At 74.0% G+C, this 18733-nt stretch carries 14 protein-coding genes and 1 pseudogene; 5 read left to right on the top strand and 10 right to left on the bottom strand.

The features are described 5' to 3' along the window. The 5 genes and pseudogenes from F9B16_RS10180 to tkt form a co-directional block, all read right to left on the bottom strand. Positions 1-314 (bottom strand): annotated as a pseudogene (locus F9B16_RS10180) (glucose-6-phosphate isomerase); the annotation flags it as partial. Next, a complete protein-coding gene (locus F9B16_RS10185; RefSeq protein WP_151539761.1) occupies positions 311-1996 on the bottom strand; it encodes a phosphoheptose isomerase in 1686 nt (561 codons plus the stop codon). The pseudogene F9B16_RS10180 and the gene F9B16_RS10185, both read right to left, overlap by 4 nt. Before the next feature lie 116 nt (positions 1997-2112). Continuing rightward, positions 2113-3783, bottom strand: a complete 1671-nt coding sequence (locus F9B16_RS10190; RefSeq protein ID WP_151539762.1) for a glucose-6-phosphate isomerase — start codon at positions 3781-3783, stop codon at positions 2113-2115. Continuing rightward, positions 3780-4889 carry a transaldolase gene (gene tal, locus F9B16_RS10195; protein ID WP_151539763.1) on the bottom strand — a complete coding sequence of 370 codons (1110 nt, stop codon included), beginning with the start codon at positions 4887-4889 and terminating at the stop codon, positions 3780-3782. Before tal ends, F9B16_RS10190 begins: the two co-directional genes overlap by 4 nt. 90 nt (positions 4890-4979) lie before the next feature. Then, positions 4980-7106, bottom strand: coding sequence for a transketolase (gene tkt, locus F9B16_RS10200; protein WP_151539764.1), 2127 nt, complete (start codon positions 7104-7106; stop codon positions 4980-4982). Positions 7107-7696: 590 nt separating this feature from the next. Here tkt and F9B16_RS10205 point away from each other — a divergent pair. The 3 genes from F9B16_RS10205 (at position 7697) to F9B16_RS10215 (ending at position 11038) form a co-directional block, all read left to right on the top strand. Next, a complete protein-coding gene (locus F9B16_RS10205; RefSeq protein ID WP_151539765.1) occupies positions 7697-8695 on the top strand; it encodes a heme o synthase in 999 nt (332 codons plus the stop codon). 70 nt (positions 8696-8765) lie between these two features. Next, the gene (locus F9B16_RS10210; protein ID WP_151539766.1) at positions 8766-9989 is read left to right on the top strand and encodes a PrsW family intramembrane metalloprotease; all 1224 of its coding nucleotides are present in this window, start codon (positions 8766-8768) and stop codon (positions 9987-9989) included. Between the two features lie 47 nt (positions 9990-10036). Beyond that, positions 10037-11038, top strand: a complete 1002-nt coding sequence (locus F9B16_RS10215) for a COX15/CtaA family protein (protein ID WP_151539767.1) — start codon at positions 10037-10039, stop codon at positions 11036-11038. Positions 11039-11065: 27 nt separating this feature from the next. On the opposite strand, the gene polX is transcribed toward F9B16_RS10215, so the two are convergent. The 5 genes from polX to F9B16_RS10240 all read right to left on the bottom strand — a co-directional run bounded on the left by polX (position 11066) and on the right by F9B16_RS10240 (position 16551). Further along, positions 11066-12793 (bottom strand): DNA polymerase/3'-5' exonuclease PolX, encoded by a 1728-nt coding sequence (gene polX, locus F9B16_RS10220; protein ID WP_151539768.1) that lies wholly within the window; start codon positions 12791-12793, stop codon positions 11066-11068. Positions 12794-12896: 103 nt separating this feature from the next. Continuing rightward, positions 12897-13736 carry a proteasome subunit beta gene (gene prcB, locus F9B16_RS10225; RefSeq protein WP_151539769.1) on the bottom strand — a complete coding sequence of 280 codons (840 nt, stop codon included), beginning with the start codon at positions 13734-13736 and terminating at the stop codon, positions 12897-12899. A gap of 149 nt (positions 13737-13885) precedes the next feature. Next, on the bottom strand, positions 13886-14821 hold the full coding sequence (locus tag F9B16_RS10230; RefSeq protein ID WP_225991520.1) for an EamA family transporter: 936 nt from the start codon (positions 14819-14821) through the stop codon (positions 13886-13888). A 3-nt stretch (positions 14822-14824) separates the two neighbouring features. Continuing rightward, positions 14825-15628 carry an ABC transporter permease gene (locus tag F9B16_RS10235; protein ID WP_151539770.1) on the bottom strand — a complete coding sequence of 268 codons (804 nt, stop codon included), beginning with the start codon at positions 15626-15628 and terminating at the stop codon, positions 14825-14827. Beyond that, positions 15625-16551, bottom strand: coding sequence for an ABC transporter ATP-binding protein (locus F9B16_RS10240; RefSeq protein ID WP_151539771.1), 927 nt, complete (start codon positions 16549-16551; stop codon positions 15625-15627). Before F9B16_RS10240 ends, F9B16_RS10235 begins: the two co-directional genes overlap by 4 nt. 204 nt (positions 16552-16755) lie before the next feature. Between F9B16_RS10240 and argF the strand changes: the two genes are divergently transcribed. Continuing rightward, positions 16756-17757, top strand: coding sequence for an ornithine carbamoyltransferase (gene argF / locus F9B16_RS10245; protein ID WP_151539772.1), 1002 nt, complete (start codon positions 16756-16758; stop codon positions 17755-17757). A gap of 38 nt (positions 17758-17795) precedes the next feature. Beyond that, the gene (arcC, locus tag F9B16_RS10250; RefSeq protein ID WP_151539773.1) at positions 17796-18731 is read left to right on the top strand and encodes a carbamate kinase; all 936 of its coding nucleotides are present in this window, start codon (positions 17796-17798) and stop codon (positions 18729-18731) included. Positions 18732-18733: the final 2 nt, after the last annotated feature.

Raw genomic sequence — 18733 nt, forward strand, 5'->3', positions numbered from 1 at the left:
AGCTCCGCCGCCCGCGCCGGAGCGCCCCGCCCCAGCAGCGCCACCTCGGTCAGCCCGGCCGCGCGGGCGTCCGCCACCAGCTCCTCGGCACGGTCCAAAGCGGCCCGCCCGGGCCCCGGCTGGCCGGGCCAGCACAGCGGCCGCCCCTCGACGGCCGCCGTCGCCGCCGACGGCCACAGCGCCGGATCCTCCGAGGCGAGCCGCACCGGCACCTGGTCGATCCACAGGCGCCCCAGCACCCGCTCGGCGGCCTCCCTGACCGGCCCCCGGGCGGTGATGGCCGTCTCCCCCGAGACGACGGCGGTGAAGCTCACGGCCGCGGACCCGCCCCCGCCACCGCCCGAACGGCCTCGATCAGCCGGCCCGCGCCCTCGACCGGGTTGCGCAGGTGCAGCCGCACCACCGGCAGCCGCCGCTGCCGCAGCGCCCGGACCTCGCCCAGCGCCCGCGCCAGCTGCAGCTTCGCCAGCCCGTACGGCCGTCCCGGCACCGGATGCGCCGCCAGCGCGTCGCCCGGCGCCGGATCGCCCGTGATCACCAGGAACGCGCCGTTGCCCGGCCCGTCCTTGTGGATCGGGCCGGTGGCGTGCGGGTACGCCGGGCCCGGCCCGTACACGACCGGCCGCCCCGCGGCGCGCGACAGCGACGGCGCCAGGTAGCGGCCCGAGAAGTCGCCCGACAGGTACGTCAGCACCGACAGGTAGCCGTCGGCGGGCACCGAGGCGATCAGCCCGCCCAGCACCGTCCCGAGGTCGGCGCCCGACGGCCACGCGAAGTCGGCGTGCACCTCGATGTCGTCCTCGACGTACACCGGCCGCCCGGTGGGCAGCGGCCCGCCGCCCGCCGAGCGCAGCAGCGTCGCCGCGTCGTCCTCCGCCTCCTGGACGGCCGGGCTGCCCGCCTCGAACGGGTTCACCCCGAGCAGCCAGCCTGCGACGGCCGTCGCGTACTCCCACAGCACGAACTGCGCGCCGAGCGGCGCCCACACCGAGGTGTCGGCCTCCTCCTGCGCCGCCGACCGCGGATTGATCGAGATCCCGTGCAGGTCGGGGAAGCCGCCCTTTCCGCCGGGCGGCTCCAGCGCGAGCACCCCGCGGCCCCGCTTGCCGGTGCCGACCGCGAGCAGCTGCGAGATCCAGGCGCTGAGCGCGCCGGACCCGCCGGGCTCGCGCAGCACCACCTTGTCGCGGGTGACGCCCGCCGGCCCCTGCTGGGCACAGCCGCCGAGGACGGCGCCGAGCAGCAGCCCCGGGTTGTCCTCGTCCTTGGCGAGCGACGGCACCAGCGACGCCGCCTCCTCCAGCAGCCGCTCCGCGTCGGCGCCTGCCAGCACCGCCGGGACCAGCCCGTACGCCGACAGCGCACCGAAATGCCCCGGCAGGTACGGGTCGGTGAGCCCGATCCGGTACCCGCACTGGCGGGCGAAGTCGTGCAGCGGGCTGCCATGGTCGGTGATCACCAGGAAGCGGCCCGCGATCTCGCGCTCCGACAGGCCCCGCTCGCGGAACGCGCCCGCGAAGATCCGCCGGTAGGCGTCGCCCTCCAGCGACACGCCCGCCTTGCTGGCCAGCACGACCAGCGTCCGGTCCAGCCGCTCGAGCGCGAACGCCAGCGCGGCGGTGTCGCTGCCGTCCAGCACCGTCAGCCCGCCGCCCGGGCCGGCCGGCGCGCCGCCGCCGCCGGCGAGGGCGGGCGCGTGCGCCTCGACGATCGCCTGGGCGGCGAGGCTCTCCGCGCCCACCCCGATCAGCACGATGTGGTCCAGGCCGGAGTAGCGCGCCTCGGCGACGAGCCCGTCCACCTGCTTCAGCAGCCCGCGCGAGGCGAACGGCAGGTCCAGCCAGCCGAGCCGGCTGTGGTCGACCGCGCGCCGCCCCCACAGCCGCGGGTCCTTCGCGGCCAGCGCGCCCGGGACGCCGCAGCCGACGAGGTAGTCCCTCGCCTGCAGCGCCGAGTCGAGCACGTCGCCGCGCGTCAGTACGTCGAATCCGGACACGCTTCCCTCCTGTGCCCCCTATCGTTTCAGGAGAGAAAGGGCATCCGCGACCATCTCCCTCGATCTTCTGCCTCCGGTTACCGAACCGGACGCGGAAGCTCAGGTGAGCGGCCCGGTCAGCCGAGCGCCTCGATCAGCTGGGCGACGCCCTCGGCGCGGTCCCGCAGGTGCAGCCGGAACGCCGGGCGGCCGAGCGAGCGCAGCACCCGCTGGTCCCCGAACGCCTGCGCCAGCTGCAGCTCGCCGAGCGTGAACGGCCGTCCGGGCACCGGGACGTCGGTGGTCACCGCGCCCGTGATCTGCAGGAACGTGCCGTTGCGCGGCCCGCCCTTGTGGTACTGGCCCGTCGCGTGCAGGTACCGCGGGCCCCAGCCGAACGTGACCGGCGCCGGATTGCGGCGCAGCCCGGCGCCGCGGGCCGCGAGCAGCGGCCGCAGCCCGGCCGCCGCCGCGTCCCCGGAGCGGTCCAGGTACGCCAGGACGGCGAGGTAGCCGCGGTCCGGGACGTCCTCCAGGAACGTCTCCAGCGCCTCCGTCAGCGTCTTCGCGCCGCGCAGCGCCTCCTCCGGCGCATGCACCTCCACCGCGTCCGACACCAGCGCGGGCGGGCGGCGAACCACCGTCGGGGCCGCGCCCTCCTCCGAGCGCAGCAGCGCCGCGGTGCTGTCCCGCGACTCGCCGGTGTCCGGTTCGGCGAACGGGTCGACGCCCATCACCCGCGCGGCCACCGCCACCGCGTACTCCCACAGCAGGAACTGCGCGCCGAGCGGGCCCGCCACGCTCACCCCCGCCTCGCGGCCCGGGCCGGGCTCGTCCGGGCGGCGGCCGAGGATCACCCGGCGCAGGTCGCCGGTCAGCTCGAACCCGGGGGACTCCACGCCCTCCACCACGACCGGCAGCAGCCCCCGGCCGTCCTTGCCGAGCGCCCCCGCCACCAGCTGCTCCGCCCAGCCCGCGAACCCGTGCAGGCCCGAGCCGTGGTCGGCGACCACGAGCTTGTCCCGACCGCCGAGCGCCGACGAGCCGAGCGCCGCGCCGAACGCCAGCGCCGGGTTGTCGTACGGCTGGCGCAGCACGCCCGCGAGCCGGTCCGCCTCGTCCAGCAGGGCCAACAGGTCCACGCCCGCGAGCGCGGCCGGAACCAGGGCGGTGACGCCGAGCGCGCCGAACCGGGCGTCGACGTCGGTCTCGGCCTCCACCACGTGGTGGCCGACCTCGCGGGCGGCGCGCTCCAGCTCCGACCCGGGCTCGGCCACCGCCACGAACCGGCGGGCCAGCTCGGCGCGGCTCAGCCCCGCCTCCGAGAACGCCCGGCCGAAGACGCGGCGCAGCGACCGCGTCCCGACGTCGTCGCCCGCGACCACCACCAGCGTCCTGCCGAGGTCGCCCGCGAGCACAGCCGACACCTCGTGCGGGTCGGTGGTGTCCAGCACGATCAGCTCGGCGCCCCGCCCGGTGCGGGCCGCGGTCCGGTGGATCGCCTCACTGGCGATCGCCGTACCGCCCGTCCCCGCCACCACGATCCGGTCCAGTCCCGCGTCGCGGAACTCCTCCGCCGGCCCGGCGAGCCGGGCCGGCAGGGACCGGGACGTCTCCGGCAGGCCGAGCCAGCCCAGCCGGCGGGCGGCCAGCGGGGCCGCGTCCGGACCCCACAGCTTGGCGTTGCGGGACGCCAGCGAGCTCGGCACGCCGTCGGAGGCGAGACGGTCCAGGACCGTCTCGCTCTCGTCGACGACGGCGCCGCGGATGGTGACCGAGATCCCCCCGGCGGTCACCACCGACGTCACGCGCTCTTGTCCTTCAGCTCGCCCTCGATGGAGCCGAGCAGCTCCTTCCAGGACGCCTCGAACTTCTCGACGCCCTCCTCCTCCAGGACCCGCACGACGTCGTCGTAGTCGACGCCCGCGTCCTTCAGCGCCGCCATGTGCGCCCGGGCGTCGTCATAGGCGCCCCGGACGGTGTCGCCGCGCACCTGCCCGTGGTCGGCCTCCGCCACCAGGGTCGCCTCCGGCATCGTGTTGACCGTGCCCGGGGCCACCAGCTCGTCCACGTACAGGGTGTCGACGAGGTTCGGGTCCTTCACGCCGGTCGAGGCCCACAGCGGACGCTGCGGGCGGGCGCCCGCGTCCTTCAGCGCCTTCCACCGGTCGGTGGCGAACTTCTCCTCGTACAGCGCGTACGCCAGCCGCGCGTTCGCCAGGCCCGCCTTGGACCGCAGGTTCTTCGCCCCGTCCGAGCCGATCTTGTCGAGCCGCTTGTCGATCTCGGTGTCGACCCGGCTGACGAAGAACGACGCCACCGAGGCGATCTTCGACAGGTCGTGGCCGTTCGCCCGGGCCTTCTCCAGGCCCGCGAAGAACGCGTCGATGACCTTGCCGTAGCGCTCCAGCGAGAAGATCAGCGTCACGTTCACGCTGATGCCCTCCGCCAGCGTCGCGGTGATCGCGGGCAGGCCCTCCTCGGTCGCCGGGATCTTGATGAACAGGTTCGGCCGGTCCACCATCCACCACAGCGCCTTGGCCTCGGCGACCGTCTTCTCGGTGTCCTTGGCCAACCGCGGGTCCACCTCGAGCGACACCCGGCCGTCCAGGCCGTCGGTCCGGTCGTAGACCGGGCGCAGCACGTCGCAGCCCCAGCGGATGTCATAGGTGGTGATCGCGCGGGACGCCTCCTCGACGTCCACGCCCCGCACCGCGAGGTCGCGCACCTGGTCGTCGTAGGCGCTGCCCTTGCTCAGCGCCTTGGCGAAGATCGTCGGGTTGGAGGTGACGCCGACGACGTGCTTGTCCTTGACCAGCTGCTCCAGGTTCCCGGTGCGCAGCCGCTCCCGGCTGATGTCGTCCAGCCAGATCGACACGCCCTCGTCCGAGAGCGCCTTCAGGATGTCACTCATCGCTTTCTCCTCGTCGTCGAGTTTCCGCGGGGGGGCGGCCGCGCCGGGCCCCCGGCCCGCCGGGGGCGGACGCCGGGGGCCCCGGCGGCCCTAGTTCCCGGTGGTGCTGCCGCGGCCGGCGTCCCTGACCCCGGCCTTGATCAGGCTCGCCTTCGCCGCCGCGACGACCCGCTCGGCGGTGATGCCGAACTGCTCGAACAGCGTCTTGTAGTCGGCGGACGCGCCGAAGTGCTCCAGCGACACCGACGCGCCGGCGTCGCCGACGTAGGTGCGCCAGCCGAGCGCCACGCCGGCCTCCACCGACACGCGCGCCCGCACCCCGGGCGGCAGGACCTGCTGCTTGTAGGCGTCGGGCTGCTCCTCGAACCACTCGACGCACGGCATCGACACCACGCGGGTCGGGGTGCCCTGGGACTGCAGCGTGTCGCGGGCCTCCAGCGCCAGCTGCACCTCGCTGCCCGTGGCGATCAGGATCACCTCGGGCTGCCCGCCCTCGGCGTCCGCCAGCACGTAGCCGCCCTTGGCGGCGCCCTCGGCGGACGCGATCTCGCCGTTGCGCTCCAGCGTCGGCAGCTTCTGCCGGGTCAGCGCGAGGCCCGCCGGGCGGTCGGTGTGCTCCAGGACCGTCCGCCACGCGACCGCGGTCTCGTTGGCGTCCGCCGGGCGGACGACGTCCAGCCCCGGGATCGCCCGCAGCGCCCACAGGTGCTCGACCGGCTGGTGCGTCGGGCCGTCCTCGCCGAGGCCGATGGAGTCGTGCGTCCACACGTAGGTGACCGGCAGCCTCATCAGCGCCGCGAGCCGGACCGCCGGCCGCATGTAGTCACTGAAGATCAGGAACGTGCCGGCGTAGGGCCGGGTGCCGCCGTGCAGCGCGATGCCGTTGCAGATCGCGCCCATCGCGTGCTCGCGGACGCCGAAGTGCAGCGTGCGGCCGTACCGGTCGCCCGGGAACTCCTTGGTCTGGAACTCCTCGGGGATGAAGGACGGCTCGCCCTTCATCGTGGTGTTGTTGCTCTCGGCGAGGTCGGCCGACCCGCCCCACAGCTCCGGCAGCACCGGCGCCAGCGCGGTCAGCACGTCGCCGGACGCGGCGCGCGTCGCGACCTCCTTGCCCGCCGGGAACTCCGGCAGCTTCTCCTCCCAGCCCGCGGGCAGGTGCCGGGCGCTGATCCGGTCGAACTCGGCGGCGCGCTCGGGGTTCGCCGACCGCCACGCCTGGAACGCCTTCTCCCACTCGGCGTGCAGCGCGCGGCCCCGGTCGCAGACCTCGCGGGCGTGCGCCAGCACGTCGTCCGGGACGATGAACGTCTCGGCCGGGTCCAGGCCGAGGATCCGCTTGGTCGCGGCGATCTCCTCGGCGCCCATCGCCGAGCCGTGGATCTTGCCGGTGTTCTTCTTGTTCGGCGCCGGCCAGCCGATGATCGTGCGCAGCGCGATGAACGACGGCCGGGCCGTCTCCGCCTTGGCCGCCTCGAACGCCGCCGCCAGCGCGGCCACGTTCTCCTCGTAGTCGCCGTTCACCGTCCAGTCGACGTGGTGGACGTCCCAGCCGTACGCCTCGTAGCGGGCCCGCACGTCCTCCGACAGCGCGATCGCGGTGTCGTCCTCGATCGAGATGTGGTTGTCGTCGTACAGCAGGATCAGGTTGCCCAGGCGCTGGTGGGCCGCCAGGGCGCTCGCCTCGTGGCTGATGCCCTCCTCGATGTCGCCGTCGGACGCGAACGCCCAGATGGTGTGGTCGAAGGGGGACTCGCCGGCCGGGGCGTCCGGGTCGAACAGGCCGCGCTCGCGGCGGGCCGCCATCGCCATCCCGACCGCGTTCGCGATGCCCTGCCCGAGAGGGCCCGTGGTGGTCTCGACGCCCGCGGTGTGCCCGTGCTCGGGGTGGCCGGGGGTGAGGCTGCCCCACTTGCGCAGCGACTTCAGGTCGGCCAGCGTCAGCGGGTAGCCCGAAAGGTAGAGCTGGATGTAAAGGGTCAGGCTGGAGTGCCCGCAGGACAGGACGAACCTGTCCCGGCCGGCCCAGTCCGGGTCCGTCGGGTCGTGCCGAAGGAACCGCTGGAACAGAAGGTAGGCGGCGGGCGCAAGGCTCATGGCCGTCCCGGGGTGGCCGGAGCCCGCCTCCTCGACCGCGTCCATGGCGAGGGCGCGGATGACGTCCACCGCCCGCTTGTCCAGGTCGGACCATTCAAACGTGCTGCTGTCCCTGCTCACGGAACGCCAGGCTCCTCTCGAACCGCTGTCGTACAGAGTTCATTAGCGATGTGCCGCCGCGCGGCATGACCGGCGCACGTGCCGCGGCCCCCTGTTGCCGCAACGTCCGGCGGCGCCGTCCGTCTTCCCTCGGGCCCCCTTGCGGCCACCGGATCCGTGGCCTCGCGAAGATCATGCCGCGCCCCCGGCGAGCCTATCGCGCGGGCGGGCCGCCGCAGGCGAGAGCGAGAACACGCCGAAACGGCGCCGCCGCCCGCACCAGGTCCGCGCCGCTTCCCTGCACCCTTGCCCGATCGGTTCGCGGGCTAACCCCCCGCACGGGTGATACCGAGGGGGGAACGGGTTTCCGCCCCGCCGCCCGGGGGACGGCCCGGAGAATGGGCTCCTCCGGCGGGGGACCGGCGCGTCCGGTGCCCCGGTGCACGCCCCCGGCAGGGGTCGGACTACAGTGATGGCGCGGCCGACGACGGCGGCCGAGACAGCAGGATCACCAAGCCGAAGTTGCACTCGACCGAGGCCGGCCCGGATCGCGGGGGCGCCGCCGAGGTGGTACGCGATTTCTTCATGCCTAGTTGGACGTGGACCCGATTGTGACGGTGCTCAGTAACAAGCGCGGGGTCGAGCTCGAGGAGCCGGGACCGCTCGACGGGCGTGCGCCGGGGGCGCCCGCCGCGCCGGAGCCGGTGGCCGAGACCGCCCGCCGGTCGATCGGCGCCAGCGTGCGCGCCTACGTGGCGCTCACCAAGCCGCGCGTGATCGAGCTGCTCTTGATCACCACGATCCCGGTGATGTTCCTCGCCCAGCGCGGCGTGCCGCCGCTGTCGACGGTGCTGCTGACCTTCTCCTTCGGGGCCATGTCGGCCGGCGCCGCGAACGCGATCAACTGCTACATCGACCGCGACATCGACGTCAAGATGCGCCGCACCCGGCGCCGCCCGCTGGCCCGCGCGCAGGTCACCCCGGCCCGCGCCCTGGTGTTCGGGATCACGCTCGCGCTGGTGTCCACGGCCGGGTTCTTCCTCACCGTCAACCCGCTGTCAGCCGCCGGGTCGCTGTTCGCGATCCTGTTCTACGTCTTCGTCTACTCGCTGCTGCTCAAGCGCCGGACGTCGCAGAACGTCGTGTGGGGCGGCATCGCCGGCTGCATGCCGGTGCTCATCGGCTGGACGGCGATCACGAACAGCCTGGCCTGGACGCCGTTCGTGCTGTTCGGCGTCGTGTTCCTGTGGACGCCGCCGCACACCTGGACGCTCGCCATGCGCTACCGCGAGGACTACGCGGTCGCCAAGGTGCCGATGCTGCCGGTCGTCGCGACCGAGCGCCGCGTCATCACCGAGAGCCTGGTCTACAGCTACGCCACCGTCGCGTGCTCGCTCGCGCTGTGGCCCGTGGCCGGGATGGGCCCGGTGTACGGGGCCGTCGCGGTGGTCCTCGGCCTGGTCTTCCTCGGCGAGGGGCACCGGCTGCTCAAGGCCGTCCGCGCCGGCGTGACCGGCGTCCACCTGCGGCCGATGCGGTTCTTCCACCTGTCGAACGTGTACCTGGCGCTGCTGTTCACCGCCGTCGCCGTCGACCCGCTGCTGCACTGAGCCCCGCGCGGCGGCCCGGCGGCGCGCCGGGCCCCCTCGGGGACCTGCGCCGACCCGTTACGCTCACGTCATGGCGCGTGTGGACCCCAAGGCCGTGCTCGAAGGCCGGATCCCCGGCCGGCCCCCGGTCGGCCTCATCGTCGGGCTGACCGTCTCGTCGCTGTGCGTGGTGCTCGCGCTCGCGGCCGACGTGCTGTCCGGCGGCGCCGGCTTCTGGGTCGGCGTCGTCCTGGCGATCCTGCCGATCCCGGCGCTGGTGGCGCTCGCCCTCACCCTGGACCGGCTGGAGCCCGAGCCGCCGCGCGCCCTCGTCTTCGCGTTCATGTGGGGCGCGGGCGTCGCCGTCCTCGGCGCGCTGGTGCTCAACACGCTCGGCCTGCTGTACGTCACCGTCCCGATCTTCGGCGAGACCAAGGGCCACTTCGTCAGCGCCACCTTCGGCGCGCCCGTCATCGAGGAGTCGCTGAAGGGCGCCGTGCTGTTCGGCATGCTGTGGTTCCGCCGCAACGAGATCGACGGCTTCGCCGACGGGATCATCTACGCCGCCATGGTCGGCCTCGGCTTCGCGATGATGGAGAACATCACCTACTACATGCGGGCGTTCGAGGACGGCGGCGCCCAGCAGCTGCAGACCGTGTTCATCCTGCGCGGCCTGATCGCGCCGCTCAGCCACCCGCTGTTCACCTCGATGACCGGCCTCGGCGTCGCCTACGCCGCCACCCACCGGCGCGGCCAGCTCGTCGCGCCCGTCCTCGGGCTGCTCGGCGCGATGCTCCTGCACGGCCTCTGGAACGGCGCCACCGCCTTCGGGCTCGGCGGCCTCGGCATCGTGTACCTCCTCGACTTCGGCGTCCTGGTCACGCTGATCGTCATCGTCTCCGTCGAACGGCGGCACACCGTCCGGCGCATCGAGGCGTACCTGCCGATGTACTCCGGCACCGGCCTCGTCACCCCGCAGGACGTGCGGATGCTGCGGTCCATCCCGTCGCGGCGGGCCGCGCGCCGCTGGGCCAGGTCCGTCGGCGGCCCGCCCGCCGCCCGCGCGATGGTCGACTACCAGCTCGCCGCCACCGAGCTCGCGCTGCTGCACAAGCGCGCCGACCGCGGCAACGCCGAGCCGCACTGGTTCACCGCCCGCCGCGACTCGCTGCTGGAGCTGATGTCGCTGGCCCGGCAGGCGTTCCTGCGCACCCCGCCGCGCCCCGGCGGGCCCGCGTCCGGAGCGCCGCCCTGGGCGCCGCAGGGGCCGTCCGGCTTCCTGCCGCCGCCCCCGCCCGGCCCGTACGCGCGGTAACCGGGGGGTGCGTCGGGGGCACGGGAGGGCGGCCATACGATTGACGCGTGGCTGAGCGAAAGTCGTCGACGAACCCGCTGATCCGTGCCTGGGACGCCGTGTGGCACCCCACCCCGGGGTCGGTGCGGCTGCTCGCGCTGCTCGGCGTCGTCGGCAACGTGGTGATCGTCGTCAGCGGCGGCCTCGTCCGGCTCACCGAGTCGGGGCTCGGCTGCCCCGAATGGCCGCGCTGCTCCGGCGACAGCCTCGTCCCCACCCACAACGCCGACCACCACGCGTTCAACATGGCGGTCGAGTTCGGCAACCGGCTGATCACCTTCGTGGTGCTGGCGATCGGCGTGCTGGTGTTCGTCGCCGCGCTGCGCCTCGTCCCGCGCCGCCGCGACCTGGTCTGGTGGTCGCTCGCCCAGCCGATGAGCGTCGTCGCGCAGGCCGTCATCGGCGGCATCGTCGTGCTCACCGACCTGAACCCGGCCGCGGTGTCGGCGCACTTCCTCGTCTCTCCCGCGCTCCTGGTGTTCTGCGTGGCGCTGTGGGTGCGCGCGGGCGAGGGCGACGCCCCCGCCCGGCCGCTCGCCGGCCCCTGGACGCGCCGGCTCGGCGGGCTGCTGCTGGTCGCCGCGGCGGCCGTGCTCGTCGCGGGCACCGTCGTCACGGGCACCGGGCCGCACGCCGGCGACGCCTCGTCGCGCCGCTACGGCTTCGACATCGAGGACGTGGCGCGCATCCACGGTGAGCTGGCCTGGGTCACCATCGCCTTCACGATCGCGGTCACCATCGCGCTGTACCGCACCGGCGGCCCCGCCGCGGCCAAGCGCCGCGCGCTGGAGCTGATCGCGCTGATCGTGGCGCAGGGCGCCGTCGGCTACGCGCAGTACTTCCTGGGCGTCCCGGCCGGGCTGGTGCTGCTGCACATGCTCGGCGCGGTGCTGATGTGGATCGCGGCGTTCCGGCTGTTCTTCGCGCTCCGCGACCGCGGCCCGATGCCGGACGCGCGGCCGCGCACGGTGGCCGCGCGTCCCGCCGCCGAGGCCGCTCAGCCCGCCTGAGCCCGCGCGCCGCTCATCGCCCGCCGCTCATCGCGCGCCGTCCTTGCGGAGGAAGGCGCGCAGGCGCTCCAGCGGCCAGGTGTTGATGACGTCGTCGGGCGTGAGCCAGCCCCGCTGCGCGGTGCCGACCCCGTAGCGGATGTTGCGGTGGTGCCCGAGCGAGTGCGCGTCGGTGTCGACGGAGAACCGCACCCCGAACCGCTTGGCGCGGCGGATCAGGTCGGCGGGCAGGTCGAGCCGGTCGGGGAACGAGTCGATCTCCATCGCCGTGCCGGTGCGGGCGGCGGCGCGGAACACCTCGTCCCAGTCGGCGTCCACCGGCGGGCGGCGGCCGATGCTCCGCGCCGTCGGGTGCCCGATCACGTGGACGTTCGGGTTCTCGCACGCGCGGACGAGCCGCCGCGTCATGGCCGCCTCGTCCTGCGTGAAGTGCGAGTGGACGGACGCCACGCACACGTCGAACCCCTCCAGGAAATCGGCGTCCCAGTCGACCTCGCCGTCGGGGTCGATGTTCAGCTCGGTGCCGTGCAGCAGGACCAGGCCGGGGTACTTCTTCTGCAGCTTCCGGACCTGCTCGCGCTGGGCGAGCATCTTCTCGTCCGTCATCCGCTGCATGAACAGGTTCGGCGCGTGGTCGGTGATCGCGTAGTACTCCAGGCCGCGGTCCGCGGCGGCGGCGACCATGTCCTCCAGGGAGGCGATGCCGTCGGTGAGGTCGGTGTGGCTGTGCAGGTCGCCGCGCAGGTCCTCGACGGTGACCAGGCGGGGCAGCTCGTCCTTGAGCGCCGCCTCGATCTCCCCGGTGTCCTCGCGCAGGGCCGGGTGGATCCACGGCAGGCCGAGCCGCTCGTAGACCTCCTCCTCGGTGCTGGACACGATCAGGTCGCCGGAGTCGGCGTCGAACAGCCCGTACTCCGACAGCTTCAGCCCCGCCTTCACCGCGATCTCGCGGGTGCGGATGTTGTGCGCCTGCGAGCCGGTGAAGTACTGCAGCGCCGCGCCCCACGACTCCGGCGGGACGACGCGCAGGTCGACCTGCAGCCCCCGGTCGGTGCGGATCGAGGTCTTCTTGTCGCCGCCGACGATCACCTCGGCGACGAGCGGGAGCGCGGCGAACGCCTCCATGATCGGGTGCGGGTCGGTGGACGCGGCGAGCACGTCGACGTCGCCGATCGTCTCGCGCATCCGGCGCAGCGACCCCGCGTGCATGCACCGCTCGACCTGCGGGAGCGCCGACAGCGCCGCGACGATCTCGTCGGCGACGCCCGCCGCCGCGTCGACCAGGACGCGCTCGCCGGAGCTGCGCATCAGCTCGATGCCGCGCAGGATGTTGTCCTCGGTCTTGGCGCCGAAGCCCTTCAGGCCGCGCAGCCGGCCCTCCTTGATCGCCTCGGCCAGCTCGTCCACCGACGAGATGCCGAGCTCCTCGTAGACGGCGAGTGCCTTCTTCGGGCCGAGCGTCGGGATCGCGGTGAGCGCGCGGACGCCCGCGGGGATCTGCGTGCGCAGCTCCTCGACCTGCCGGATCGTGCCGGTGGTGGTGTAGTCGAGGACCTTCTTGGCGATCGCCTCGCCGACCGTCGGGATCTTGCGGAGCCCGGCCAGGTCGAGCCCGGAGATGTCGTCGGGATGGCCCGCGATCGCGCGCGCGGCCTTCTCGTACGCCCGGATCTTGAAGGCGTCGCCGCCGGTGATGGAGAGGAGGTCGGCCAGTTCCTGGATGAGGGCTGCGGCCTCGTCGTTCGCGCGTGCCATACGGCCGAGTCTAGGAGCCGGGTACGACGTTCCCGGAGCCGGTGGGGTCACCGAGCGGAGTCGGCCCGGTGACCCTGCGTGGTCGGCGGCCGCCGGGGGCGGGTCAGCGCAGCGGCGCGACCGGGCCGTTCGGGTTGCGCATCCGGCCCTCCAGCACCTCGGCGGCGATCGCGGAGACCTGCTCCTCGGGCAGCTGCCGGTAGCCGTCCGCGGTGACGGCCGCGATCGTCGGGTAGATGCGCCGGGACAGGTCGGGCCCGCCGGTGGCCGTGTCGTCGTCTGCCGCGTCGTAGAGCGCCTGGACGCACACCGTCGCGGCGTCCTCGATCGACAGGTCGGGCCGGTACAGCTTCTTCAGCGCGCCCAGCGCGTAAGGGGAGCCGGAGCCGTCCGCGTGGTAGTCGCGGGCGAGCTGAGGGGCGCCGGTGATGTCGTAGGTGTAGATGCGGGCGTCGTCGCTGTCGGGGTCGTACCCGGCGAACAGCGGGACGACCGCGAGCCCCTGCATGGCCTGCGCGAGGTTGGCCTGGATGACGGCGCCGAGCCGGCGGGCCTTGCCCGGCAGCGACAGCGGGACCGTTTCCATCTTCTCGTAGTGCTCCAGCTCCACCTGGAACAGCCGGACCATCTCCAGCGCGAGCCCGACCGTCCCGGCGAACGCCACCGCGGAGTACTCGTCGGCGCGCTGGACCTTGTCCAGCTCCCGGTAGGCGATCCGGTTGCCCTGGGTGGCGCGGCGGTCCCCGGCCATCATGACCCCGCCCGGGATCGTCAGCGCCAGCACGGTGGTGCCGTGCGGCAGCTCCGGGACGGTCCCGGCGTCCGGCACCCGGTTGACGGGCAGCAGGTCGGGGGAGTGCAGGCGCAGGAAGTCGACGAACGACGCCGGTCCCGCCTCGAAGAACTCCGGCGGCAGTCCCTGGTCATCGGTCCGGCCGGTCACGGCGGCTCCTCTCTGCTGGGGTGGTGCTGCTCGGGTGCTCCTGCAGTGATCCTTCCACCGATCCTGCCATGCTCGCCCCACCCCATGCCCCGTCGCTGCGGCGCCGATGCGTCCGGACGGCCGCCGACCGCGAGGCGTTCGGGCCCCGTTCAGGCCTCGGGGGCCTCCGGCGGCTCCTTCTGGCTCCGGGTGGCGCCCGCACACGCGACGATGACGCAGCCGATCGCGACCCACTGCCGTCCGCTGAGGATCTCGCCGAGGACGACCACCCCGACCAGCGCGGCGACGGCGGGCTCTAGGCTCATCAGGATGCCGAACACGCGGGCGGGCACCCGCCGCAGCGCCTCCAGCTCCAGCGAGTAGGGGATCACCGACGACAGCAGCCCGACCCCGAGCCCGATCACCAGCAGGGCCGGGTCGAACACGGCGCCGCCGCCGGTCGCGAGCCCGCCCGGCAGCATGACGAGCGTGCCGATGATGCTGGCGAGGGCGAGGCCGGTGGTGCCGGGGATCCGCCGTCCGGTGGCGGCGGTCAGCAGGATGTAGCAGGCCCAGCCGACCGCGGCGACCAGCGCGAACACGATCCCGGCGAGGTTCACGTCGCCGCCGCCCCGGGCGAGCATGACCACGCCGGCGCCCGCCAGCGCGACCCACAGCAGGTCCCGGGGGCGCCGCGAGCCGACGATCGCGACCGACAGCGGCCCGAGGAACTCGATGGTCACCGCCACGCCGAGCGGGATCCGCGACAGCGCCTGGTAGAACGCGAAGTTCATCCCCGCGAGCGCGACCCCGTAGCCCGCGACGACGGCCAGGCTGCTCCAGGAGTGGTCGCGCAGGATCGTCCGCAGCCCCTTGCGGGCGAGGAAGCCCAGCACGAGCGCCGACGCCAGCAGCCGGATCGACACCACCGACGTCGGCGGCAGCCGCTCGAACAGGTGCTTGGCCAGGCCCGCGCCGACCTGCACGGACACGATGCCGAGCAGGATCATGGCGGGCGGCGGCACCGAGCCGAGCGACAGCGTGCGGGCGCGGCGGGCCGCCCGGCCCGCCGCTCCGTAGGACCCGGGGGCCTCAGCGAGCGCCAACGATCACTCCCAGCGGAAGAAGCGGGCGGCGAGGGCGAGGCCGGCGGCCGCCCACACCGCGAGGACCAGCAGCGGCTTGCCCGGGAACGCCGCGCCGTGCTGCAGCACCTGCCGCAGCCCGTCGGCGAGCGCCGAGATCGGCAGCAGCTCCAGCACGTCCCGGACGGCGCCGGGGAACTTGTCGAGGGGGAACACCACGCCGCCGACGGCGAGCAGCAGGATGTAGACGAGGTTCGCGGTGGCAAGGGTGGCCTCGGCGCGCAGCGTCCCGGCCATCAGCAGCCCGAACCCGCTGAACGCGGCCGTCCCGAGCAGCAGGAGGACGATCACCGAGACGGGGTCGCCGTGCGGGTGCCAGCCGAGCGCCAGCGCGACCGCGCACACCACGGCCGCCTGCAGGATCTCGACCGCGACCACCGACAGGGTCTTGGCGGCGATGAGGCCGCCGCGCGGCAGCGGCGTGGCGCCGAGCCGCTTGAGCACGCCGTAGCGGCGCTCGAACCCGGTGCCGATCGCCTGCCCGGTGAACGCGGTGGACATCACCGCGAGCGCGAGGATGCCGGGCGCGAGGAAGTCGACGCGGCGGCCGGATCCGAGGTCCAGCAGCGAGGTGGCGCCGAACAGCGTCAGCAGCACCACCGGGATGATCAGGGTGAGCAGCAGCTGCTCGCCGTTGCGCACCACGGCCCGGAACTCGTAGCCCGCCTGGGAGAGGATCATCCGCGGCAGCGGGACGGCGCCCGGCGCGGGCGACAGGTCCAGCGCGGGCCGCGCCGCCGCGGGCGTCGCCGCCGGTGTCGTGGTCATGAGCGCAGCTCCCGTCCGGTCAGTTCGAGGAAGACGTCCTCCAGCGTGCGGCGCTCGATCCGCAGGTCCTCGGTCATCACGCCGTGCGAGGCGCACCAGGCGGTGACGGTGGCGAGCAGCTCCGGGCTCACGTCGGCCTCGATCAGGTAGTGCCCGGCGGGCGACTCCTTGGCGGCGCTCCCGGCGGGCAGCGCCGACAGCAGCTCCTCCAGGCCGAGGCCGGGCCGGGCGCGGAAGCGCAGCTGCCGCTCGGCGCCGGTCAGCTCCTGCGGGCTGCCCTCGGCCACGACCTTGCCGTGGTCGACGATCACGACCTGGTCGGCGAGCCGCTCGGCCTCCTCCATGTTGTGCGTGGTGAGCACCACGGAGACGCCGGCCGCGCGCAGCTCCTCGATCAGCTCCCAGGTGGCGTGCCGCGCCTGCGGGTCGAGGCCGGTGGACGGCTCGTCGAGGAACACGAGCTCGGGCCGTCCGACCACGGCGACCGCCAGCGACAGCCGCTGCTGCTGCCCGCCCGACATCCGGCGGAACGGGGTGCGGGCGTGCTCGGTCAGGCCGAGCCGCGCCAGCAGCGCCGCCGGGTCGAGGGGCGTGGCGTGGAACGAGGCGACGAGCCGCAGGAACTCGGCGGCCTTCGTGGTGCCCGGCACCCCGCCCGACTGCGGCATCACCCCGACGCGGGGCTTGAGCGCCCGCGCATCGGCGACCGGGTCCAGGCCGAGGACCCGGACGGTGCCCGCGTCGGCGCGGCGGAACCCCTCGCAGATCTCGATCGTGGTGGTCTTGCCCGCGCCGTTCGGGCCGAGCAGCGCGGTGACGGCGCCCCGGGCGGCGCTGAACGACAGGCCGTCCACGGCCGTCGCCGTGCCATAGCGCTTGACGAGCCCGTCCAGCTCGACGGCGCCGTCTCCGGGGGTTGTCATGGCAATGAGTTTAGGTCCGCCGCCCGGGGGCTCCGCGCGGGGTGCCGCCGGTGCGCCGGGTGAAGGCCGGGTAAAGGGGCTGAGCAAGGCGCGGCGCAGCGTGCCGGGCCTGGTTTCGCCCGCCGGGGCCGGGGAAGCTCTCGGCCTGTCACCGGGGGCGGGCCGGTGGCCTGACGGCATGCCGAACGGGGAGACCGGGGACCGATGGCCTACAACCTGCGCGGACGCAGCCTCGTCCGCGAGCTGGACCTCGCCCCCAAGGAGTTCGCGTTCCTGATCGGCCTGGCCGCCGAGCTGAAGGCCGCCAAGTACAGCGGGACGGAGCGGCGCCGCCTGGAGGGCCGCAACATCGCGCTGATCTTCGAGAAGACCTCCACCCGGACGCGCTGCGCGTTCGAGGTCGCCGCGCACGACCAGGGCGCGCACACGACCTACCTGGACACGGCCGGCTCCCAGATCGGCCACAAGGAGTCGATGAAGGACACCGCCCGCGTGCTGGGGCGGATGTTCGACGGCATCGAGTACCGGGGCTCGCGCCAGCGGCACGTGGAGGAGCTGGCCGAGCACGCGGGCGTCCCGGTGTGGAACGGCCTGACCGACGAATGGCATCCGACGCAGATGCTCGCCGACATGCTCACCATGCGCGAGCACAGCGACAAGCCGCTGCACGACGTCACGTACGCCTACCTGGGTGACGCCCGCAACAACATGGGCCGTTCCTACGTGGCGGCGGGGGCGCTGCTCGGCATGGACGTCCGGATCGTCGCGCCGAGGGCGCTGTGGCCGGACGAGGAGACGGTCGTCAAGCCCGCCAACGCGGTCGCGGCCGGCACCGGCGCCGAGATCACCATCACCGAGGACGTGGCGCAGGGCGTGCGCGGCGCCGACTTCGTCCTCACCGACGTGTGGGTGTCGATGGGGGAGCCCGCGGACGTCTGGGACGAGCGCGTCGCGCTGCTCCAGCCGTACCAGGTGAACGCCGAGGTGATGCGCGCGACCGGCAACCCGGGCGCGAAGTTCATGCACTGCCTGCCCGCGTTCCACGACCGGGAGACCGCGGTCGGCGAGGAGGTCTACCGGCGGACGGGCCTGGACGCGCTGGAGGTCACCGGCGAGGTGTTCGAGTCGGACGCCTCGATCGTGTTCGACGAGGCCGAGAACCGGATGCACACGATCAAGGCCGTGCTGGTCGCGACGCTCGGCTGAGCGCGCGGGCCGGGCCGGGGCCGCGGGGGAGGGGGGACATGCGCGTCGTCGTCGCGCTCGGTGGGAACGCGCTGGTCAAGCGGGGGGAGACGCCGGATGCCGGGCTCCAGCGGGCCAACGTGGACCGGGCCGTCCGGGCGCTCGCGCCGCTCGCCGAGCAGCACGAGCTGATCGTCACGCACGGGAACGGCCCGCAGGTCGGGGTGCTGGCGCTGGAGAGCCAGAACGACGGCCGGCTGACCCGCCCGTACCCGCTGGACACGATCGGCGCCGAGACCCAGGGGATGATCGGGTACTGGCTGCTGCAGGCGCTGCAGAACGCGCTGCCGGGCCGCCAGGTGATGGCGATGGTCAACCAGACGCTGGTGTCCGCGGTGGACCCGGCGTTTCAGAACCCCACCAAGTTCGTCGGCCAGGTGTACGACCGCGAGGAGGCGGAGCGGCTGGCCGAGCGGTACGCCTGGACGGTCCGCCGGGACGGGGATCGCTGGCGCCGCGTGGTGCCGTCGCCGAAGCCGCAGCGGGTGATCGAGATCCGGCTGATCCGGGAGCTGGTGCGGGCCGGGACGGTCGTGGTGTGCGCGGGCGGCGGCGGGATCCCGGTGTTCCGCAACGACGTCGGCCGGCTGGAGGGCGTCGAGGCGGTGATCGACAAGGACCTCACCGCGTCGGTGCTGGCCGAGACGCTGGACGCGGACGCGCTGCTGATCCTCACCGACGTCCCGAACGTCATGCGCCACCACGGCACGGACCGGGAGGAGGCGATCGCCCACACCACCCCGTTCGAGCTGCGCGGCGAGAGGTTCCCGGACGGCTCGATGGGCCCGAAGGTCGCCGCGGTCACCGGGTTCGTGGAGCGCACCGGCGACATGGCCGCGATCGGGCTGCTGGACGACTGCGTCGACATCCTCGCGGGGAAGGCGGGCACGATCGTGACCCCGAACGCGACCTGGCCGCTGGAGAGCACCCTGTGACC

This window comes from Actinomadura montaniterrae (assembly GCF_008923365.1).
Classification (GTDB): Bacteria; Actinomycetota; Actinomycetes; order Streptosporangiales; family Streptosporangiaceae; genus Spirillospora; species Spirillospora montaniterrae.